Source organism: Devosia rhizoryzae, from assembly GCF_016698665.1.
GTDB classification, from domain to species: Bacteria; Pseudomonadota; Alphaproteobacteria; order Rhizobiales; family Devosiaceae; genus Devosia; species Devosia rhizoryzae.
Genome location: NZ_CP068046.1, coordinates 2,677,521 through 2,698,554, shown reverse-complemented (window position 1 = coordinate 2,698,554; position 21,034 = coordinate 2,677,521). Strand labels below are relative to the sequence as shown.

Below are 21,034 nucleotides of genomic sequence, written 5' to 3'. Positions count from 1 at the left end.
CAAGGCGGGAACCTGACAAAGCGCTTAACAATTGTGAATGCACCTTCGCGCCGGTGCCTTCACCTTGGGCACCTCCCCACCCATCGGTGACTTATGCACGCCTTCACGACGACTCCTCGCCTGCTGCAGCGCGAACAGCGGATGAAATTCGGAACGCAGATGCTGGCCGAAGGCGTCCGCTTTCGGCTGTGGGCGCCTTATTCCAAATTTGTGGCGCTCAAGATCTATGAGCTCGATCTTGTCGTTCCGATGCAGAAGCTGGCGCGCGGTTGGTATGAGGTGGAAGTGGACGCCGCGCGGGCCGGGATGCGCTATCGCTTCGTGCTCGATGACGGTTCCGAAGTGCCCGATCCCGCCACCCGCTTCCAGCCCGAGGACGTGGATGGGCCCAGCGAAGTGATCGATCCCCTGGCCTTCGGCTGGACCGATATCGGCTGGCGCGGGCACGAATGGGAAGAGCTGGTGCTCTACGAGCTCCATATCGGCACCTTCACGCAGGAAGGCACGTTCCGCGCCGCGATGGACAGGCTCGATCACCTGGTCGAGCTCGGCGTCACCGCCATCGAAATCATGCCGATCGCCGATTTCCCTGGCCGCTGGAACTGGGGCTACGATGGCGCCCAGCTTTTCGCGCCGGATTCAAGCTATGGCCGGCCGGAGGACCTCAAGGCGCTGGTCGATCTAGCCCATACCAAGGGCCTCAGCGTCTTCCTCGACGTGGTCTATAACCACTTTGGGCCCAAGGGCAATTACCTCGCGGTTTATACGCCGCTCACCACCGATCACTACGAGACGCCCTGGGGCGCAGCGGTCAATTTCGATGCCGCCGGTTCGGCCATTGTGCGCGAATTCTTCTTTGCCAATGCCCGCTACTGGCTTAACGAATTTCATCTGGACGGGCTGCGGCTCGATGCGGTGCACGAAATCCGCGACGCTGGCTTCCGCCACATGCTGCAGGAATTGGCAGAGCAGATCCGCGCCGCAACCGACGGCCGGCACGTGCATCTCGTGGTCGAAAACGAAAAGAACGAGGCGGGTTGGCTCAAGCGCCGCGACGATGGCGCGCCCTGGCTTTATAACGGGCAGTGGAGTGACGACATCCACCATGGGCTCCATGTCGCGCTGACCGGCGAAAGCCAGTGGTATTATGCCGATTACGTCGGTCGCACCGACCTGATTGGGCGCTCCCTTGCTGAGGGTCTCGCCTGGCAGGGCGAATATATGGAGCATGTTGGCCGCCATCGCGGCGAGCCCAGCACCTTCTTGCCGGCAAGCGCCTTTATCGCCTTCATGCAGAACCACGATCAGATCGGCAACCGGCCCTTCGGCGAGCGTCCGACGGTTCTGACCTCGCCGGCGGCCATAAGGCTTTGGGCCGCGATCAACCTTTTATCGCCGCAGGTGCCGATGCTGTTCATGGGCGAGGAATGGGGGACGAAACAGCCTTTCCTGTTCTTCTCGGACGTCGGTGAAGATCTTGCCGATCCGATCCGTGAAGGCCGGCTCAAGGAACTCGCAAAATTTCCGCATCGCGAAGGCGACGTTCCGCCCGATCCCATGGCCGAGGCGACCTTCGACGCCTGCAAGCTCGATTGGAACTGGGGCGACAACGAGGACAGCAAGCGCCAGCATTGGCTTTACCGCCGTCTGCTCTCGGTGCGGCGCAAGGAGATCGTCCCGCGCCTTGCCGGCATGACCGGCGAAAGCGGTCATTACCAGGTGCTGGCCGAAAAGGTCGTCAAGGTGTGGTGGACGCTCGGCGACGGGTCCGAACTCAGCATGGTGGCCAATCTCGGAACTGAGCCTTTCCAGGGCGTGGGCGTCTGGGGTGAAGACCACCTCTGGCTTGAAGGCTCGGCGACAGGCGACACGCTGGACGGCTTAAGCGTGGTGTTTTCGCTGAGGCCCAGCGCGGCCTAACGCAAACAAAAGCCCCGCCGTGAAGCGGGGCTTTTTTGGTGAAGCTGCTGAAGGCTTACCAGGTCTGGCGGTTGTACCAGTCGTCGACATCCTTGCGGGTGTCGTCCTTGGTCTTGCCGTAGTGTTCCTGGAGCTTGCCTTCGAGCTGCTCGCGGCGGCCGTTGATTTCGGTCAGGTCATTGTCGGTGAGTTTGCCCCACTGTTCCTTGACCTTGCCCGAGACCTGCTTCCAGTTGCCTTCAACGCGGTTCCAGTCCATTGGATGTCTCCTTCTTAACGTGTGTTAGGGAAACGGCCGGGGCGGGCTGGGGTTCCCATTTCTTGCCCTTCGGGGTGGAGCATGCGGCGGAGAATGGGATTGCGCAGCACCAGTTCCTCGACGACGACGCCGGCGACATGAAGAAAGATCGCCGGGATGAGCACGAGGCGGCCCAGTTCGTGCAGCGTGGCTGAAAATTCGATGCCCAAAAACCAGGCGAGGGCGCCGGTCAGCGGCATCAGGACCATGAAGCCATAGAGCAGCAGGTGGGTGGCGTGGCTGAGGAGGTTAACCAGCGGCGAGTTGTCTTCTGGCGCTTCCGGCACGCCGCGCCCGAAGCGGATCACCAGCCGGAGCAGCGCCAACGCCAGGACGGTGATGCCGATGACCATGTGGAAGGTGGCGCCGCTATTTGGCGGAAGGGCGCCGGTTGCCAAGCGTTGCGCGAACGCCTCCTGCATGTCCGCATTGACGGTGAGCTGGATGACGATCAAGGCCGCGATCGTCCAATGCAGCACGATCTGCAGGCGCGAATAACCGTCTGAATGGCGCATGATCTTTCCCCCTCTGACGCAGGAACTCTCGAGAGGTTCTGGCGTTCCCGCATGAGCTATACGTGCGGGGGCACATGGGGCGGGGCGCCACCACCATCGCTAAGGTTTGGGCTCTGCTCGTCAGCGCGGCAAGCCTTGCCGCCTGCAACACCGAACAAAGCATGCTGCACCCGGCCGGCGAGGACGCGGCAGCGGTCAATACCCTGTTCTGGGCCATGGCCATCGGCGCCGCGATCATCTGGATCATCGTCATGGGCACGACGGTCTACGCGGTGCTCGGCAAGAAGCGCCCGAAATCCGACAAGTTCGCCGATCGCTTTATTCTTTTCGGCGGCGTGGCCTTTCCTACGGTGACGCTGGCGGCGCTTCTCGTCTTCGGGCTGGCGCTGCTGCCCGATTGGGTGCGCGCCGATGCGCCTGACCTGCACGTGCATGTCACCGCCGAGCAATATTGGTGGCGCATCGCCTATGAACAGCCCGACGGCAGCATGGTGGATACGGCCAACGAACTCTTCTTGCCGCAAGGGCAAACGGCGGAATTTGTCCTCAACTCCACCGACGTGATCCACTCCTTCTGGATCCCAACCCTGGGCGGCAAGATCGACGTCATCCCCGGGCGCACCAATCTTTGGCGCTTGAAGCCGACTGAGGCGGGTGTTTATCGCGGTGTCTGCGCCGAATTCTGCGGCCCATCGCATGCGCTGATGGCCTTTCCGGTGATCGTTGAGGCCCCGGCCGATTTTGATGCACGGCTCGCGCGCGAAGCCGCGCCGGCTGTGGCCAGCAACGCACTATTTGTCGCCACCGGCTGCGGCGCTTGCCACGCGGTGCGTGGCACCGAGGCTAAAGGGCGCGTCGGACCGGACCTCACCCATTTTGCCAGCCGCCGCACCATGGCGGCGGGCACGCTGCCGATCAGCGCGGAAAACCTTGCGGCCTGGTTGCTCGATCCCGATCACATCAAGCCCGATGTGCGCATGCCCGGCTATGATAGCTTAGGGCAAGGCGAGCGCGATGCGCTCGTTTCCTATCTCCTGGAGCTCAGATGACCGACCGGCAAGCCGAAGAACAGCAGCTGGCCGCGGTCTGGGAGTCGCCCAAGGGCTGGCGCTATTGGTCCGACGTCAACAATACGGTCGTCGGGCTCTGGTACACCGCGACCGCCTTTGCCTTCATGCTGTTCGGTGGCGTCCTGGCGCTGATCATCCGCACGCAGTTGGCCGTGCCGGAAAATACCCTGGTCGAGGCGGAGACCTATAATCAGGTCTTCACGCTCCACGGCACGGTCATGATGTTCCTCTTTGCCGTGCCGATCTTCGAGGCCGTGGCGATCCTGATCCTGCCCGGCATGCTGGGCGCGCGCGACCTGCCGTTTCCGCGGCTTTCAGCCTTCGGCTATTGGTGCTTCCTGATCGGCGGCGTCTTTGTTTGCGGCTCGATCTTTTTCAACTCGGCGCCCGATGCCGGCTGGTTCATGTATCCGCCGCTCTCGACCGAGCAATCGGGCATCGGTGCCGACATCTGGCTCCTGGGCCTGAGCTTCATCGAGGTCGCGTCGATCGCGGCGGCCGTGGAGTTGATCGTCGGGGTGCTCAAGTGCCGGGCGCCCGGCATGCATATCAACCTCACCCCGCTTTACGGCTGGTATGTACTGGTCGTGGGAGGGATGATCCTTTTCGCCTTCCCGCCACTAATCGCCGGTGATCTGCTGTTCGAACTCGAACGGCTGCTCGACTGGCCATTTTTCGACGTCACCCGCGGCGGCGACCCGATCCTTTGGCAGCACCTGTTCTGGATATTCGGGCATCCGGAAGTCTACATCATCTTCCTGCCGGCCATCGCGCTCCTCGCCATGATCGTGCCGACCTTCGCGCGGCGGCCGATCGCCGGCTATTCCTGGATTGTGCTTTCGGCACTGGGCACCGGTTTCCTGAGCTTTGGGCTTTGGGTGCACCACATGTTCACCACCGGGCTGCCCTCGATCTCGCTCGGCTTTTTCTCGGCAGCGTCGGAAGCGGTCGCCATCCCCACCGGCATACAGATCTTTGCCTTCATCTCGACGGTGATGCTGGGCAGCGTCGTCCGTTCGGTGCCGATGCTGTTCTGCCTCGGCGCGCTGGCGATCTTCGTGCTCGGCGGGCTGACCGGGGTGATGGTGGCCGTCGCGCCCTTCGATTTCCAGGTGCACGACAGCTACTTCATCGTCGCCCATCTTCACTACACGCTGATCGGCGGCATGCTGTTCCCGGTGATGGCGGGCATCGTTTATTACTACCCCATGGTGCGCGGGAAGACGCTATCGCGGAAGCTCGGCATCTGGAGCTTCTGGCTGATGTTTGCCGGCTTCAACATCTCCTTCCTGCCCATGCATCTGACCGGCATGCTGGGCATGCCGCGCCGCGTCTTCACCTATGGCGCCGAACGCGGCTGGTCGGAGCTCAACTTGCTCTCGACCGTCGGTGCCTTCGTTTTTGCCGCCGGCTTCCTGATCCTGGTCTGGGACTGTGTGCGGCCGCGGCGCCACGAACCCGATGCGCCGCGCAATGTCTGGAGAGCCGGAACGCTCGAATGGGCGGCGCGCTTCGGCGACAATTACGGCCTGCGCTCGATCCCCCATATCGATAGCCGCTATCCGCTATGGGACGATAAGGACTTTACCCGCAAGCTTGACGCCGGCGAGGGCCTCCTGGCAAACGCCGAGGAGGGCAAGCGCGAAACGCTGGTGACCAGCGTGCTTGACGCCAAGCCGATCCAGATTTTGCGTGTCGCCAAGCCCGGCTGGCTGCCGATGATCGCGGCGATCGGGCTGGGTGCCGTCTTCATCTTCATGACCTTCAAATGGTGGATCCCCACCGCCCTAGGCTTCGCCCTTTTTCTCTGGGCGACGCTGCGCTGGCTCTGGACCGGCACGGCAGAAATCCCCGAAAAGGAAAGCAAGGATGCCGGTGGCGGGCTGATGCTGCCGCTCTATGTCTCTGGCGTGCGCTCGTCCGGCTGGTGGGCCATGTTCATCACCATGACCGGCGATTTCACCGCCTTTCTGGCGCTGCTGTTCGGCTACTTTTTCTTCTGGACCATTCATCCCGACTTTCCCCCGCCGGGCGTCAGTGGACCTGGCTGGGTCTGGCCGGTCCTGGCCGCCATGGCGGTAATGCTGAGCTGGGGCCTGACCTTTGCGTCACGCCTGGTCAACGCTGCGGGCCGTGCCGGACAAGCAAGGTTCTTGCTCGTGGCCGGCGGCATTGCGGCCTTTGTTGCGTGCCTTGCCGTCCTGGCCGGGCCCTGGACATCCGGGCTCGACCCAACGACCCACTCCTACCCCGCCATCGTTTGGACGCTGGCGATCTGGGTCGTCGCCCATCTGGCGACCGGCGTTCTGATGCAAGTCTACTGCTTTGCCCGTTCGCTCCACGGCAAGATGACGCCTCGCTACGATGCCGATATCTGGAACGTCACCCTCTACTGGCACTTTGCCGCCATCATGGGTGTCGTCACCTGCCTCGTGATCGGCTTTTTCCCGATGCTCACATGACAAAGGATAGTGCCGTCAAGGAAGTGGAACGCGAAACCGGATCGGGCACCGATCTCTGGAGCGTCATCATCGCGCCCTTCATCTGGGCCGCGCATTTTCTGGTCTGCTATGTCGGCGCCGCCATCTACTGCCAGAAGCTGGGGCGCGATGCCGATCTCGGCGACATAAGGCTTCTTGTGCTGGGCGCGACTGCACTTGCGCTGCTTGGCATCGGTGCCTCGACCTTCCGGCTTTGGCGCGTGCGGGGCAGGAGCCTCACCGACAACGATTTCGAATACGAGCACGATACGCCCGAGGAACGGCACCGCTTCCTGAGCCATGTGGCGCTGATGCTTTGCGTTCTTTCGGCGGTGGCCGTGATCTATGTCACCATCCCCATGCTCTACCTTTCGAGCTGCCGATGAACGGGCGTTTGCGGGAGATTCTGGCTCGAGTGAAACCCTTGGCCATCGGCGCAGCCTGCGGCATGGCATTCCTCCTGGCGCTGCCCCTGACCGGCGTGCTCGACAGCAGCGCCGTGCCGGGCAGCAATGCGGTGGTGGACTGGTATCGCCAGACATCGGCGCGGCAGTCGATCGCCCTGCGCTCTGCCCTGACAGCCGTGCCCGATCTCGCGGATCCGGCCATGGTGGCGCGTGGGGCAGGGCATTATGAATTGGTCTGCGCCAATTGCCACGGCAGCCCCGAAGCGGCGCCGGCGCGCTTTGCCGAGGACCTGTCGCCCGAGCCGCCACGGCTGACCGCCTGGCGGCCGGATGCACGGCTGTTCCACACGGTCAAATACGGCATCCGCCATACGGCCATGCCCGGCTGGCCGACGGCTTTGCGCGACGATGAGATCTGGGCCATGGTCGCGTTTTTGCGGCTTCTGCCGGCCATGGATGCACCGACCTATGCCGATCTGGCCCATGGTGGCGCCGAGCCCGGATCCTGCGCCAGCTGCCATGGATCGGACGGGCAAGGCCGCGATGGCGCCTTCCCGCGGCTCGATATCCAAAGCCCGCAATATCTGGCCGACGCGCTCAACGCCTTCCGCGACGGCGCTCGCCAGAGCGGCACGATGATGGCAGCCGCGCGGCAGCTGACCGACGGGGAGATCACCGACTTGGCCGCGTATTTCGGCCGCGGCGTCGAGCTGCCGCTCGGCGGTTCGGAACTCGGCGAACGCATCGCGACCCTAGGCCTGCCGGAGCGCGACGTGCCCGCCTGCCTCTCCTGCCATGGCGACGAGGGGCGGCCGGGCTATCCCAAACTTGGGGGACAGCCGGTGGAGTATCTCGTGACCCAGCTCGAGCTCTTCCAGAAACACGGCGCCGAACGCGGCGGGCGCTTCGCCAAGGTCATGGCGGAAGTGGTGGAGGACAAGCTTGAGGAAGGCCCGCACCGCCTCGATCCGGAAGAGCTCCGCGCCGTGGCCGAATATTTTGGCGAGTAGTTTTTCCGCTTCTGCGCGCAATAAAGTGCTCGACCGGGATCGCCCCGCTATCTTAAAGCTCGCTGGGAATAAGAGGGAGGGGCGGGTCTGAGCCTGCCGACACGATGACCACAGCGCTGCGCTTTCAGGACAATTTCCTGCCGCCGAATCTCGATGATCCGCGCCTTGCGGCACCCCGCCTCTATCGCATGGTAATCGACGGCCGGGACGTCGATGCGGCTTCTGGCCAGACCATCTCGCGCGAAAGCCCAGGACATCGGGGCAAGGTTGTGGGCACCTGGCCCGCAGGCTCGACCGAAGACGCCGATCGCGCCATTGCCGCCGCCCGAAGCGCCTTTGATGAGGGGCCGTGGGCCCGCATGAGCGGCGCCGAACGCTCGGCTATCCTTCATCGCGTCGCGGCCGGCATTCTCCAGCATCAGGAAGAGTTGGGCCTCATCGAATGCCTCGAAACGGGCAAGCCCCTGGCCCAGGCCACTGGCGAGATCGGCTATTGCGCCGATCTTTGGACCTATGCCGCCGGTATGGCGCGTGGGCTCGAAGGCGACACCCATAATGCCATCGGCGACAACCGGCTCGGCCTCGTGCTGCGTGAACCGGCAGGTGTTGTCGGCATTATCACGCCGTGGAACTTCCCCTTCATCATTGTCTCCGAGCGCGTGCCGTGGGCGCTGGGTGCCGGCTGCACTGTCGTGGCGAAACCCTCCGAATACACATCGGGCACGACCATCCGCCTGGCACAGATCGCGCTTGAAGCCGGTCTGCCGCCAGGGGTCTTCAACGTCATAACGGGCACCGGTCCTGCCGCCGGGCAGATGCTGGCCGAAGACCCGCGCGTCGACGTGTTGTCCTTTACCGGCTCGGTCCGCGTGGGTACCCATCTGGCAGCACTGGCAGCGCCGACGGTCAAGCGCGTTGGCCTCGAGCTTGGTGGTAAGGGGCCGCAGATCGTCTTCGCCGATGCCGACCTTGAGGCCGCCGCCGATGGCATTGCCTATGGCGTTTATCACAATGCGGGGCAGTGCTGCATTTCGGGTAGCCGGCTGATCGTCCACAATTCGATCCGCCCGGCGCTGCTCGATCGGCTTCTCGATATTTCGAAACGCCTGCCGTTCGGCGATCCGCTGGGGCAAGGCAAGTTCGGCGCCATGGTGACCGAACAGCACGCTGAAAAGGTCGCCAGCTACATCGCCAAGGGATTGGATGAAGGCGCCGAACTGCTGCTGGGCGGCGAACGCCTTGCCGCGGAGCAGGGCAACTTCATCGCGCCAACCGTGTTCGACCGGGTGACCCCCGAGATGGCGATTGCCCAGGAGGAAATCTTTGGGCCGGTGCTCTCGACCATCGGCTTCGATACGCCGGAAGAAGCTGTCGCACTGGCCAATGGCACGCCCTTCGGTCTTTCCGCCAGCGTCTGGTCGCGCGATCTCGAAACGGCGATCCAGACCACGCGCCGCGTCAAGGCGGGCCGGTTCTGGGTCAACTCGGTTATCGACGGAACGGCCGAAATGCCGATTGGCGGCTACAAGAAGAGCGGCACCGGCCGCGAACTCGGCCGCTATGGCTTCGATGAATATTCTCAGTTCAAGGGCTTGCACATGACCCTGGGCCGGCAACAACCCTGGTTCCAGCAGTCCTGACGGCAGGAGGCGACCACTTTTGCTTTGCCATGGCGATAGGTAGAAGCCGATCATGATCACCTGCTTCGATATTGGCGGCACAACGATCAAGGCGGCCTGGGCATTGGGGCCGGACCAAGTCGTTCCAATTGGCCGCGTGCCAACCCCCCGCGACGATTTCGGCGCCCTTGTGCAAGCGCTGGGTGAACTGGCGCCGGAGGGACCGCTGGCGATTTCCATCACCGGCGTGGTGGACCCGGAAAGCGGATTGGCGACGGTCGCCAATATTCCCTGCGTAGACGGGAAGTTTTTGGCGGCAGAGCTTGGAGCCGCGCTCGGCCGGCAGGTGCTCGTCGCCAACGACGCCGATTGCTTTGTCCTTGCCGAGGCCTATGCCGGCGCGGGGCAGGTGCACCGCGTCGTCTTCGGGGCCATTCTCGGCACCGGTGTTGGCGGCGGCATCGTGGTTGATGGCAAGCTGCATCGCGGCGCCGGTGGGCTGGCAGGCGAATGGGGGCACGGAACCATTGTTGCCACCAGGACCAGCGTGCCGCCTTTCGACGTGCCGCACTTTGCCTGTGGCTGTGGCCTCAGCGGCTGCCTGGATACGGTCGGCGCCGCTCGCGGCATCGAGCGATTGTACCGGCTGCTGCATGGCACCGATCTCGCCAGCACGGCGATCGTCGCGGCCTGGGAAAGCGGCGACGGCGCGGCCGCACAGACGGTAGATCTCTATGTCGAGCTGGTGGCGCAGCCCTTGGCGCTGGTGGTCAATATCGTCGGACCCGACATCATCCCGGTCGGCGGCGGCATGGGCAATTCACCCGCCCTGATCGCGCGGCTAGATGCGGCGGTGCGGGCGCGCATCCTGCGCCGCATCGATCGGCCACTGGTCGTGCCGGCGCGGCTGACCGTCGATGCCGGGCTGATCGGCGCCGCGAGCCTCGGCTTTTCGGAGGGTCTCGCATGATCGTCGAAATCTGCGTCGACGATGCGGCAGGCCTTGCCGCTGCAATCGAGGGTGGGGCCAGCCGGGTGGAACTCTGCTCGGTGCTCGAACTGGGCGGACTGACGCCGAGCCCCGGCTTGCTGACGCTGGCCGCAAAGGCTCCGGTCCCGGTGCGCGCCATGGTCAGGCCGCGGCCCGGCGACTTCGTCTTCGGCCAGGCCGATATTGACACCATGGTCGCCGAGATTGCCGCCGTCCGGGCAGTGCGCCTTGAAGGGGTGGTGCTGGGCGCAAGCCTGCCCGATGGCCGCCTCGATGTGGAAATGCTGGGTCACCTGCGCCAAGCCGCCGCCGGGCTGAAGGCGACGCTGCATCGAGCCATCGACCTCGTGCCGGACATGGCGGAGGCAGTGGAGCAGGCGATTGCCCTCGGCTTCGACACCATCCTGACATCGGGCTGCAAGCACACGGCGCTCGAGGGCATCGACTACATCGCGCTGGCGCATCGCGTCGCCGCCGGGCGGATCACCATCATGGCCGGCTCCGGCATCAACGGGTCGTCGGCGCCCGATATTCTTGCCCGTGTCCCTCTGGCCGCGCTTCACGGCGCTTGCGCCGAAGCGGCGGAACCGGCAAGCGCCGCCGCAGCACGGCTCGGATTCACAAGCCCAGGCCGCCGCAGCACCAGCGTGTCGATGGTTCGCGCGCTGGTCGAGGCCGCCAGAAGCTAGCCGGCGCGGGCGGACCACTTCACCACTGGCGTAAAGGCGAAGTCGCGATCGAACGGAAAGCTCGGCCGCGGTGTATGCTTGCGCTCGGTGCGCTCGACGAATTGGTCGACGACGCCGGGTGACAGGGCCATGATGCCGGGATTGGCCATCGGTCCGAGTTCGGGCGACAAATAGCCTGACTTGACCGCGATGATCCTGGCCCCATGCGGGTCGAGGCCGAGCCGAGTAAAATCGACGATATTGTGGAAGGGGCGCCGGCGGGCGGTGAGCACAAGCTCGATGCCGCCGATGCGCACCACTGCTTCGCGCAGCCGCGGCTCCGCGGTTTCGAGCAAAAACACCACTTCGGCTTCGGCATTCACCGCTGTGCTGGAAGGATCGAGGCTGGCGCCGATATGAAGCGACACCGTCGCGCCGACGCCTGCAGCATAGGCGGCATCGGTGGCGGCTTTGTCGGTGATGCCGGCAAAGATCACGCCCTGTGCGTCGCGGGCGATGAGCGCCGCTAGCACCTCGGCACGATCGCCAACGCCGCCGCCGGTGGGATTGTCCCCGGACTCGGCAAGCACGACCGGGTGGGTCGCGCTGGCGATCGCCTGGTCGACACACTCCTCGATCGAGCCGGTCTCCATGCCGAACACGAATTTTTCGCGCACGTCCCAATATCCCTGCGCCAGCTTGGTTGCTGCCGCCGTCATGGCAGCGCGGTCGGTGCCGGTGACCACGGCGCAGGCGGTGGCGCGGGGCTCGTCGGCCCAGACATAGCCGACCTGAAAGGAAGCGTCCCAGATGCCGGTCGGCTCTTCGATCTCGTGGATCTGCGTGTAAAAGGAGCGCGCCGGCTCGTCCTGGGTCGACGTGCGTTCGCCCGGCAGAAGCACCGGAACTGGGGCCCAGGCGACAAGCGGTTTTTCGCCCGAGCGCAAGGCGCGGACCAGCATGGTGACCGAGCGGCGCATCGTGTCCTGCACGTCGATATGGGGCGCCGTGCGATAGGTCGAAAACATGTCGAGCGCGTCGACGATGCGTTGGCTGACATTGCCATGAAGATCGTAGCTCGCCGAGATCAGCACGTCGGGGCCGATCGTCTCGCGCACGGCGGCGATAAAGTCGCCCTCGGCATCGAACAGGCCCTCGACGAACATGGCGCCATGCATGGGCAGGTAGACGCCGTCCAGAGCACCGGCAGCCTTGAGCCCTGCCAAAATCTCTGTCTTCCAGGTCTCGTAGATGCCGCGTTCCACCGGCCCGCCGGCAATGGCGCGGGCATGCAGCACGGTGATGAACTCGGCCGGAAAGTGCGTCAGGAAATCGAAATACTGATCCTTGAGCATGGCCGGACCGCGCAGCACGCGGAAATCGGCCTCGCGATTGAGCACGGGATTATAGGTGCTGCATTCGATATGCAGTCCGGCAACGGCGATGCGCATTAGAGCACTCCGGGAACTTCGGCTTGGGGATCGGCACGGGCAGTGGTGGCTCGGGGCGCGAGCCGCCCGGAAAGGAACAGGCTGATCAGCAGAACCGGGATGACGCAGGCAATGCCGAAGCGGATGCCGCTATGCTCGGCAATAAAGCCGATCAGCGGCGGCCCGATCAGAAAGCCGGTTAGGGCCACAAAGGAGAGAACGGCGACATTGGCGGAAGCGGCGCGATCGCCCAGCCCGGCGGCCGCCGTCACGGCCAAGGGGAAGCCGACCGAGACACCGACGCCGATAATGCCAAAGCCCAGCAGCGCCACTTCGACGCTCGGCGCAAGGTAAAGCACAATGCCGCCGACCACGGCCAGCGCCCCGCAGAGCCGCGCGGTGGCGACGCCGCCCAAACGGCGCTTCAGCGTATCGCCGCCGAAGCGGCCGGCCGCAACCATGAAGGCAAAGACCGAATAGCCGAGACCGACGAACCCGCCTTCCGCATCAAGCGCATCGCGGAGGAAAATTGCGGACCAGTCAGCCATGGCGCCTTCGGTCATGGTGATGCCGAAAACGAAGAGGCAGATTCCAACGAGGGCGGGGCTGGGCAGCGACCAGGCCGAACGCTTTTCTTCCCCGGAATGGGGCGCGTCGGAGAGTTTAGGCAAAGCATAGCCGGTCAGCAGCGCCAGGGGCAGCACCAGAAACGCAACCAGCGGCACGGCGATCGCGGGCGCGAGGTCAATGGCGGCAAAGCCCGAGCCGATCAGGCTGCCCGCCATGATCCCCAGTGACCAGCAGCCGTGTGCCGTGTTCATGATCAGCTTGCCGCTGGCTTTTTCGACGAGATCGGCTTGGACGTTGAGGCCCAGTTCGACAAAGGAGATCGCCGATCCGGCCAGCATAAGCGCCACAAACAAGAGGATCGGATCGGGCGCCAGAACCGGCAGGCCTACCGCAAGCGAATAAAGGATAAAGCCAGCGATGATGGCGGTGCGCGCGCCGATGCGGCCCACTAAGGGGCCGGCAAAGGGCAGGGTGATAAGCGTGCCACAGGGCAGGCCCAATAAAGCCAGCGCCAGGGCGGCAGGTCCAAGGCCCAGCGCCGCCTGAACTTCAGGAATGCGCGGCAGCCAGGAGCCGAAGGCGATCGGCTGGAGAAAGAATACCAGCATGACGAGGCGGGTCGGTGAAAGCATCGATGGTTGTCCCCTCAAGATTACCCCTCATCCGTCTCGCTCACGCGAGCCACCTTCTCCCGCAAGGGGAGAAGGGTAACAGGTGTCGTCCCGCAGTCGGTGCCCCCTTCTCCCCTCGCGGGAGAAGGTGCCCAAAGGGCGGATGAGGGGGAATGCCCCGCCATTCGAGCGTAGCTCTCATGGCCTCGCCGCCTCAAATGCTCCACTGGAGCAATTTGCCCTAGCGGGACGTCAGCGAGCCCATCGGATACGGCAGATACCCAACAAACCCCGTCAGCTTCCACTGGCCATCGACCTTGCGGCAGAAGTAGAGCGTTTGCCAGTTGAGCCGGTCGACGCCCTCATCGGCGAGCTTGATCGCGCCATCGAACTTCTTGTGCGCAACGGCGCGCTCGCCGGTGATCTCGATTTCGGTGAGGCTGGTGGCGCGGTGAATGCCCGCCTCCTGGTCTTCGGCATAGACCACGGACTGGCCTTCGCGTGCCTGGCGAATCCATTCGTCGCGGTAATCGGCCAATGTCGGATAACTGATCGTCCAGCTGTCAGGATTGTCTTTCCTGTTGCCGTTGATGCCCATAAAGTCATCGGCAACGAAATCGCCTTCCACCATCGACCAGTCGGCGTTGACGAAAGCCTTGATGTCGCGCGGCACCAGCATGGTCCAGATCGCCGAGCGATCGGCATCGTTGGGGAAGGGATTGGTCGATAGGCTCATCGGTTCGGTCCACATGCGAACGCGCCTGCGGCACGTTCGTCATTTCTGATGAATATTTTCAAAGTGGTCATTCCACTGTCATCATCAGGTTGATGCCAGATGGATACCAATTGCAACATGCTGCGCTTTTTCGATTGCATTGTCCACACCCACTATGGCTGCAAACAAGCGAGATAGCGCAGTTTTTCAGCAGTATGATGCCGCTTTGAGCAGGGCAAAAAAGTGGCTTAAATTGGTATTGTCATCCGCGCTAATCTATGTTGACATTGTTTCAACAAGGCGCCTAGTCTTGAAAATTGTTTACAGCTGAAACTGGCCCAACAAGAGGCTGGCGGCAAAGAGGCAGGGAACAACAGGACTATGCGGGTAGGCATTATCGGCCTCGGCTTTCGATTGGGCTACCTGGCGCGGGTTTTCTCCGCCGCTCGGAGCGACTTCGAGATCGTCGGCTATGTCGATCCCAACCCCGCGGGCCTTTCCTATGTGCAGGAACACGGCATTTTTGTCGGGCACTCTTACCCTGACCTTGAGGCGCTGATCGACGAGGGTAAGCTCGACCTCCTGATGGTCGGCTCACCCAATCACCTTCACCTTGAACACCTGCGCATCGGCCTTGAGCGCGGCATGAAGATCTTTGCCGAAAAGCCGGTTGTGACTTCGGTCGAAGATACCATGGCGCTGGCCGAGCTCATCGCGCAGTACGGCTCCGACAATGTCATGGTCGGCCTTGTGCTGCGCTATGCGCCGCTTTATGTCGACCTGCGCAAGGCGCAGGCCGAGGGGCAGATCGGCGACGTCACCTCGATCGAGGCCTCGGAAACCATTCCGCCCTACCACGGCGCCTTCTTCATGCGCGACTGGCGGCGTTACGGAAAGTATTCCGGCAGCTTCATGCTCGAAAAGTGCTGCCACGACCTCGACCTTTACAACGGGGTCATGGGGTGCCGTCCGCGCTTTGTCGCAAGCTTTGGCGGACGCAAGAGCTTTACGCCCGAAAACGCCCCGCAAGGGCAGGGCGCCAACGATCTTGAAGTCTATCACCGCAAGCCCAGCGGCTGGGAAGGCACCGAAAAGGTTTTCGACAGCGACGGCGACATCATCGATTACCAGACCGCCATCGTGCAGTACGAGAACGGCTCGGCTCTGACCTTCCACACCAATCTCAATGTGCCCGACGATTTCCGGCGCTTTGCCGTGATCGGCGCCAAGGGCATGGCCGAAGGCGATTTCGTCCGCAACTATTTCAAGGTCACCGACAGCCGTACCTCGGAGCGCCTCGCGGACAAGACCTATACCGGCTCAGAAATTTCCGTCCATTACGGTGCCGACGAGCAGATGGCGGAGGATATCCTCAAGCACATGCTTGAAGGCGTGCCGCTACCGGTGTCCGTTGTGGATGCGCTCGAAGCCGGGCTTCTGGCGCTATCGATGGACGAGGCGATGAACAGCAAGAGCGTCGTCGACATGACCCCGATCTGGCAGCGCTTCGACGCTGCGCTCGGCCGAGGCAATTAGGAGTTACGCCAATGACCAGCACGCGCAGCGCCACACTCTTTGCTTTCGCTCTGCTGGCTCCGGCCCTCATCTACATTTCCATCATCGTTGCCTATCCGCTGTTCGACACGGTGGTGCTGAGCTTCACCAATGCCCAGCTCCGTCCCACCTATGACTGGGTCGGCTGGGCCAACTACCAGCGTATCTTCGGCGCCGGCAATTTCACCGAAATCATCATCCGCACCCTGGTTTGGACCTTCTTTTCGGTCTCCATCAAGATGATCATCGGCATGTGCGGCGCCGTGCTGCTCAATGCCGCCATTCCCGGCCAGACCGTTTTCCGCGTCCTCACCATGCCGCCCTGGATCGTGCCCATGGCCATCGGCATCTACATGTGGGCATGGATGTATAACGGCAATTTCGGCATGATTTCCGGGCTGCTGCAGAACTTCGGCATCACCAATGGTCCCGTCGCCTGGCTCGCCTATGGCCACACCGCCTTCTGGGCGACCATCGTTACCGACGTCTGGATCGGCGTGCCGATGGTGACGATCTATTTCCTCGCCGCCATGCAATCGATCCCCAAGGACCTGCATGAAGCCGCCTGGACCGATGGCGCCGGCCGCCTCTACCGCTTCCGCCGCATCACCCTGCCGCTGATGCTGCCGGCCATCATCACCATGAGCCTCCTTTCGCTCATCGCCACCTTCAACAGCTTCGACATCATCTACATTCTGACCAATGGCGGACCATCCGGCCAGACCACGACGATGATCATCGATACCTACAAGACCGCCATGGGCAGCCGTAAATATGGCGAGGGCGCCGCCCGCGCCGTGGTGATCTGCATCTTCGTTTCGATCTTCTGCCTCGTTTATTTCCGCGCCGTGCGCCGCCTCGGCCAGGGAGAAGCTAAATGAGTGACGTCGCCCGCACCACCGAAGTCGCCGCCGTCGATAGCCCCGCGCTGGTCAAGCCGCAGCGCAAGGTCAAGGCGCGCTCGACACGCGCTATGATCGACCGCTACCAATGGTATGAAGTGGTGGCGCTTTACGCCGGCATCGCCGTGTTCCTGTTCTTCGTGCTGGCGCCGTTCATCGAAGGCTTCCTCGTATCGCTAAAACCCTTGGCGCAGCTGTTCTCGACCCCATATAGCTTCATCCCCAAGAACGGCTCCTTCGACGCCTATTTCAACATGTGGAACTCGGTTCCCCTGTTGGGCCTCTACATCTTCAACTCGTTCTTCATCTCCACCATCGTGACGCTGATCGTCGTCGCCGTCGTGGTGCCCGCGGCCTATGCCTTTGCCCGCTTCAACTTCGCCGGCGCCGGGTTGCTGCTGGGCATGTTCCTTGCGGTCAACATGTTCTCGGGCGCGGTGCTCCTGATCCCGTTGTTCCGCCTGATGCGGGGCCTCGGCCTCCTCAATACCTATTTCGCCATGATCGTGCCGGGCGCGGCCTTTCTGATCCCGTCTTCGATCTGGCTCCTGCGCACCTATATGCTGCGCATTCCGCGCGAGCTCGACGAAGCCGCTTGGGTGGATGGTGCCAGCCGTCTTTACACGCTGCGCCGCGTCATCCTGCCGCTCGCCATGCCCGGCATCGTCGTCGTCGCCATCATGACCTTTATCGGCGCCTATGCGCAGCAGTTCATCTTCGCGCTGACCTTCAATTCCAAGAGCGAGTTCATGCCGCTGCCGGTCGGGCTCTTTGCCTTCTTCGGCAAGCAGGAAGTGCAGTGGAACGAACTGATGGCGGCAAGTTTCGTCGGCATCCTGCCGGTGATGGTCGTCATCGTTTTCTTGCAACGCTACCTCGTGGCCGGCCTCACCGCCGGGGCGGTCAAACAGTAGCGCAACACCAGTTTCGGACGCCGTGCCCGAGGGGGCAGGGCTGAGGGAAAAGCGGTCTCGAAAGAGCCGCATCACAAGGGAGACTAAATCAACATGAATACCAAGCGCATCTTCCTGGCGTCACTTGTCGCCCTGTCCGGCACCACCGGGCTGGCAGGCATGGCCCAGGCCGAAGAAATCAACATCATCCTTTGCGGCGACGTCGTGACCCCGGTCTATACCAAGCTGTTCGAGGAATGGACCGCCGCCAACCCGGACTACCCGGTTGCTCCCGAGCTCGTCGGCTGGGGCCAGTGCCAGGACAAGGTGACGACGCTCGCCGTTGCCGGCACGCCGGTTGATATCGCCTATGTCGGTTCGCGTACGCTCAAGCAATTCGCCCAGAACGACCTCATCGTTCCGGTGCCGATGACCGAAGAAGAGCAGGCCGCCTACTACAACTACGTGCCGGAAACCGTGACCTTCGACGGCACCCAGTGGGGCATCCCGGTCGCCTTCTCGACCAAGGCCCTGTTCTGGAACAAGGACCTCTTCGAAGAAGCTGGCCTTGATCCGGAAACCCCGCCCAAGACCTGGGAAGAAGAGATCGCCTTCGCCAAGCAGATCACCGAAAACACCGACGCTGCCGGTTTCGGCATGATCGCCAAGACCTTTGACGGCACCATGCATTGGTTCCTGCACTGGATCTACACCAACAACGGCCAGGTCATCGACGCCGATGGCAACATCGTCCTCGACTCGCCGGAAAACCTCGCAGCCCTGACCGCCTTCAAGGACATCGTTCCTTACTCCGAAGAAGGTCCGACCGCTTACGAGCAGAACGAAGTCCGCGCCATCTGGCTCGACGGGGGCGTTGCCATGATGCACTGCTCGGTCAGCTGCGCCGGACGCGGCACCGAAGCCGGCATCAACTGGGGCGTTGCCCCGCTGCCGACCGGCCCGTCCGCCGAAGGCCCGGGCACGCTCCTGATCACCGACTCGCTCGCCGTCTTCAAGGGCACGGGCCAGGAAGACAAGGTCATCGAATTCGGCAAGTTCCTGACCTCGCCGGAAAACCAACTCGAATATGAACTGAGCGAAGGTGGCCTCACCCCGCTCCGTCCGTCCGAAGGCGTCGACAAGCTCGTTGCCGAAAACGCCTATTGGAAGCCTTTCATCGACGGCATCGAATTCGGTGGTCCCGAGCCGCTCCTCACCGATTATATCGGCTTCCAGAACGTCATGATCGAAATGGTTCAGTCCGTCGTTACCGGCGCTGCCGAACCCCAGGCTGCCCTCACCAAGGCTGCCGGCGAACTCGAGCAGTATAAGTAAAGTCCTCCCAAACTTAGCCGTCGCCCTTCGGGCGGCGGCACCCCCAATCTTTTCGGAGACCGCCTGCCATGTCGCAGCTCAGCCTCAAGCATCTCGAAAAAAGCTTCAATGATGCGCGCATCATCAAGGGCATCGACCTCGAGGTCAGCGAAGGCGAGTTCGTCGTGTTCGTCGGACCCTCCGGCTGTGGTAAGTCGACGCTTTTGCGCATGATTGCCGGGCTCGAGGATGTGAGCGAAGGCGAGATCGCCATCAGCGGCAAGGTCGTCAACGATCTGCCGCCGGTGCAGCGCGGCATTGCCATGGTGTTCCAGAGCTACGCGCTCTACCCTCATATGAGCGTCTACGAAAACATCGCCTTCCCGCTGCGTGTCGAAAAGCTGCCGCAGCCCGAAGTCGACAAGCGTGTCGGCGCCGCGGCCAAGGTGTTGCAGCTCGAGTCTCGTCTCCAGCATCGCCCCGGCCAGCTGTCCGGCGGCCAGCGCCAGCGCGTTGCTATCGGCCGTGCCATCGTCCGCCAGCCCAAGATTTTTCTTTTCGACGAGCCGCTCTCCAACCTCGACGCGGCGCTCCGTTCGGAAATGCGCATTGAGCTCATGGAGCTGCACAAGCGGCTCGGCTCGACCATGATCTATGTCACCCACGACCAGGTGGAGGCCATGACCATGGCCGACAAGATCGTCGTGCTCGATGCCGGCACCATCGCCCAGGTCGGCTCGCCGCTCGATCTTTATCATCGCCCCGACAATATCTTCGTCGCTGGCTTCATCGGCTCGCCCAAGATGAACTTCATCAACGGCCGCGTGCGCGCAGCCAACGGCAGCACCGTCGTGGTCGATCTCGGCCAGCTCGGTGTCATCGAATTGCCGCGCACCAGCACTTCCGTCGCCGGCCAGGATGTGACGCTGGGCATTCGTCCCGAGCATCTCAAGCTCGGTGCCGGTCAGTTCACGCTGACGATCACGCCCAATATCGTCGAGCAGCTGGGCATTCACTCGATCACCTATGCGACGCTGCCGGGCGGCGAGGCGTTTACCGGCCTCTTCGAAGGCAATCCCGATCTCGTCGACGGCAAGCCGATCGAGCTCAGCTTCCCCATCGCCTCCGCCCACCTCTTCGACAGCAAGGGCCTTGCCGTCTATTAAGGCGTGCTGGCCGGAGGAGAGGCAATGGCAGACATAGTCGGCCTGTTGCAGACCGAAAAGGACGCCTTCACGCGCTCCGAACGGGCGCTGACCGAGATCGTCCTCGCCGATGTCGATAGGGTGCTCAAGATGAGCATCGTCGATCTGGCCTTGCAGGCCGATGTGTCGCCGCCCACGGTCACGCGTTTCTGCCGGCGGCTCGGCTGCGACAGCTATGCCGATTTCAAGGTGCGTCTGGCCCAGTCCCGCTTTGTCGGCCAGCGTTACTTCGCTCCAACCGCCGGCCCGACCAGCGTGCCGGAAATTGCGCAGGGTGTAGTCAACGGCATCCAGTCGATCATCTACGAGACCTTCGACAATCTTGATTTCCAGGCCGTCGAACGCGCGGCCGAAAGCGTGGTCAAATCCAACTTCGTCCTGGCCTTCGGCTCCGGCGGCGCCTCGTCGATGATGGCGGGCGAGGTCGAGGCTCGGCTATTCCGGCTCGGCCTCAAGGTCGCCTCGACCGACGATCATCAGCTGCAGCTGATGCGCGTCGCCGCGGCCCCGGCCGGAACGGTCATCGTCGCCTTTTCGCTTTCGGGCAACAATGCGCAACTGGCCAAGACGCTGACCGTGGCCGGCGAATATGGCCTCACCCGGATTGTCGCGACGCGCTCCGGCTCGATGGTTTCGCGCCAATGCGACATTCTTCTGCCGGTTAACTGGCACGAAAATTCCGATATCCTGCGGCCGACCCCCGGCCGCTATGCCTTCCTCGCCACGGTCGACGTCCTTGCCCAGACCGTTGCCACGCGCCTTGGCCCCCAGGCCATTGCCAGCATGCGGCGCATCAAGCACCAGCTCGTCGTCAATCGCGACGGCGACGACGCCCAGCCGCTGGGGGATTGATTGAACCTAG

19 protein-coding genes are annotated in these 21,034 nt (G+C 63.1%); 14 read left to right on the top strand and 5 right to left on the bottom strand.

The window, feature by feature from the left end; translation table 11 throughout:
* Positions 1–141 precede the first annotated feature (141 nt).
* Positions 142–1,920 carry a malto-oligosyltrehalose trehalohydrolase gene (treZ, locus tag JI748_RS13175; RefSeq protein ID WP_201631407.1) on the top strand — a complete coding sequence of 593 codons (1,779 nt, stop codon included), beginning with the start codon at positions 142–144 and terminating at the stop codon, positions 1,918–1,920.
* A 55-nt stretch (positions 1,921–1,975) separates the two neighbouring features.
* On the opposite strand, the gene JI748_RS13170 is transcribed toward treZ, so the two are convergent.
* Together JI748_RS13170 and JI748_RS13165 are read right to left on the bottom strand one after the other, a co-directional pair.
* Positions 1,976–2,179, bottom strand: coding sequence for a CsbD family protein (locus JI748_RS13170; RefSeq protein ID WP_201631405.1), 204 nt, complete (start codon positions 2,177–2,179; stop codon positions 1,976–1,978).
* Between the two features lie 14 nt (positions 2,180–2,193).
* Positions 2,194–2,733, bottom strand: coding sequence for a cytochrome b (locus JI748_RS13165; protein WP_201631403.1), 540 nt, complete (start codon positions 2,731–2,733; stop codon positions 2,194–2,196).
* A gap of 62 nt (positions 2,734–2,795) precedes the next feature.
* Between JI748_RS13165 and coxB the strand changes: the two genes are divergently transcribed.
* The 7 genes from coxB (at position 2,796) to JI748_RS13130 (ending at position 10,999) form a co-directional block, all read left to right on the top strand.
* Complete coding sequence (gene coxB / locus JI748_RS13160) at positions 2,796–3,782, top strand: cytochrome c oxidase subunit II (protein ID WP_233280520.1); 987 nt, start codon at positions 2,796–2,798, stop codon at positions 3,780–3,782.
* Positions 3,779–6,265: a cytochrome c oxidase subunit I gene (gene ctaD, locus JI748_RS13155; protein ID WP_201631401.1), complete on the top strand. Its 2,487-nt coding sequence runs from the start codon at positions 3,779–3,781 to the stop codon at positions 6,263–6,265. Before coxB ends, ctaD begins: the two co-directional genes overlap by 4 nt.
* The gene (locus JI748_RS13150) at positions 6,262–6,669 is read left to right on the top strand and encodes a hypothetical protein (RefSeq protein ID WP_201631399.1); all 408 of its coding nucleotides are present in this window, start codon (positions 6,262–6,264) and stop codon (positions 6,667–6,669) included. Before ctaD ends, JI748_RS13150 begins: the two co-directional genes overlap by 4 nt.
* The gene (locus tag JI748_RS13145) at positions 6,666–7,700 is read left to right on the top strand and encodes a c-type cytochrome (protein WP_201631397.1); all 1,035 of its coding nucleotides are present in this window, start codon (positions 6,666–6,668) and stop codon (positions 7,698–7,700) included. The genes JI748_RS13150 and JI748_RS13145 overlap by 4 nt, the downstream gene beginning before the upstream one ends.
* A 188-nt stretch (positions 7,701–7,888) precedes the next feature.
* A complete protein-coding gene (locus JI748_RS13140; protein ID WP_201637326.1) occupies positions 7,889–9,340 on the top strand; it encodes an aldehyde dehydrogenase family protein in 1,452 nt (483 codons plus the stop codon).
* Positions 9,341–9,392: 52 nt separating this feature from the next.
* Positions 9,393–10,289 carry an ROK family protein gene (locus JI748_RS13135; RefSeq protein WP_201631395.1) on the top strand — a complete coding sequence of 299 codons (897 nt, stop codon included), beginning with the start codon at positions 9,393–9,395 and terminating at the stop codon, positions 10,287–10,289.
* Positions 10,286–10,999, top strand: a complete 714-nt coding sequence (locus JI748_RS13130) for a copper homeostasis protein CutC (RefSeq protein WP_201631393.1) — start codon at positions 10,286–10,288, stop codon at positions 10,997–10,999. The genes JI748_RS13135 and JI748_RS13130 overlap by 4 nt, the downstream gene beginning before the upstream one ends.
* On the opposite strand, the gene JI748_RS13125 is transcribed toward JI748_RS13130, so the two are convergent.
* The 3 genes from JI748_RS13125 to JI748_RS13115 form a co-directional block, all read right to left on the bottom strand.
* Positions 10,996–12,429 (bottom strand): M81 family metallopeptidase, encoded by a 1,434-nt coding sequence (locus tag JI748_RS13125; protein ID WP_201631391.1) that lies wholly within the window; start codon positions 12,427–12,429, stop codon positions 10,996–10,998. The two genes, JI748_RS13130 and JI748_RS13125, sit on opposite strands and share 4 nt — an antisense overlap.
* Positions 12,429–13,610, bottom strand: coding sequence for an MFS transporter (locus JI748_RS13120; protein ID WP_233280518.1), 1,182 nt, complete (start codon positions 13,608–13,610; stop codon positions 12,429–12,431). Before JI748_RS13120 ends, JI748_RS13125 begins: the two co-directional genes overlap by 1 nt.
* Positions 13,611–13,830: 220 nt before the next feature.
* Positions 13,831–14,325 carry a hypothetical protein gene (locus JI748_RS13115; RefSeq protein ID WP_201637322.1) on the bottom strand — a complete coding sequence of 165 codons (495 nt, stop codon included), beginning with the start codon at positions 14,323–14,325 and terminating at the stop codon, positions 13,831–13,833.
* A gap of 360 nt (positions 14,326–14,685) precedes the next feature.
* Between JI748_RS13115 and JI748_RS13110 the strand changes: the two genes are divergently transcribed.
* The 6 genes from JI748_RS13110 to JI748_RS13085 all read left to right on the top strand — a co-directional run bounded on the left by JI748_RS13110 (position 14,686) and on the right by JI748_RS13085 (position 21,024).
* The gene (locus tag JI748_RS13110) at positions 14,686–15,840 is read left to right on the top strand and encodes a Gfo/Idh/MocA family protein (protein ID WP_201631389.1); all 1,155 of its coding nucleotides are present in this window, start codon (positions 14,686–14,688) and stop codon (positions 15,838–15,840) included.
* Between the two features lie 11 nt (positions 15,841–15,851).
* On the top strand, positions 15,852–16,739 hold the full coding sequence (locus tag JI748_RS13105; protein WP_201631387.1) for a carbohydrate ABC transporter permease: 888 nt from the start codon (positions 15,852–15,854) through the stop codon (positions 16,737–16,739).
* Between the two features lie 92 nt (positions 16,740–16,831).
* Positions 16,832–17,674, top strand: a complete 843-nt coding sequence (locus tag JI748_RS13100) for a carbohydrate ABC transporter permease (RefSeq protein ID WP_164533746.1) — start codon at positions 16,832–16,834, stop codon at positions 17,672–17,674.
* Between the two features lie 93 nt (positions 17,675–17,767).
* Entirely contained in the window at positions 17,768–18,988 is a 1,221-nt protein-coding gene (locus JI748_RS13095; protein WP_201631385.1) for an ABC transporter substrate-binding protein, read from the top strand.
* 68 nt (positions 18,989–19,056) lie between these two features.
* On the top strand, positions 19,057–20,133 hold the full coding sequence (locus JI748_RS13090; protein ID WP_201631376.1) for an ABC transporter ATP-binding protein: 1,077 nt from the start codon (positions 19,057–19,059) through the stop codon (positions 20,131–20,133).
* Between the two features lie 24 nt (positions 20,134–20,157).
* Positions 20,158–21,024, top strand: coding sequence for a MurR/RpiR family transcriptional regulator (locus JI748_RS13085; protein ID WP_201631374.1), 867 nt, complete (start codon positions 20,158–20,160; stop codon positions 21,022–21,024).
* Positions 21,025–21,034: the final 10 nt, after the last annotated feature.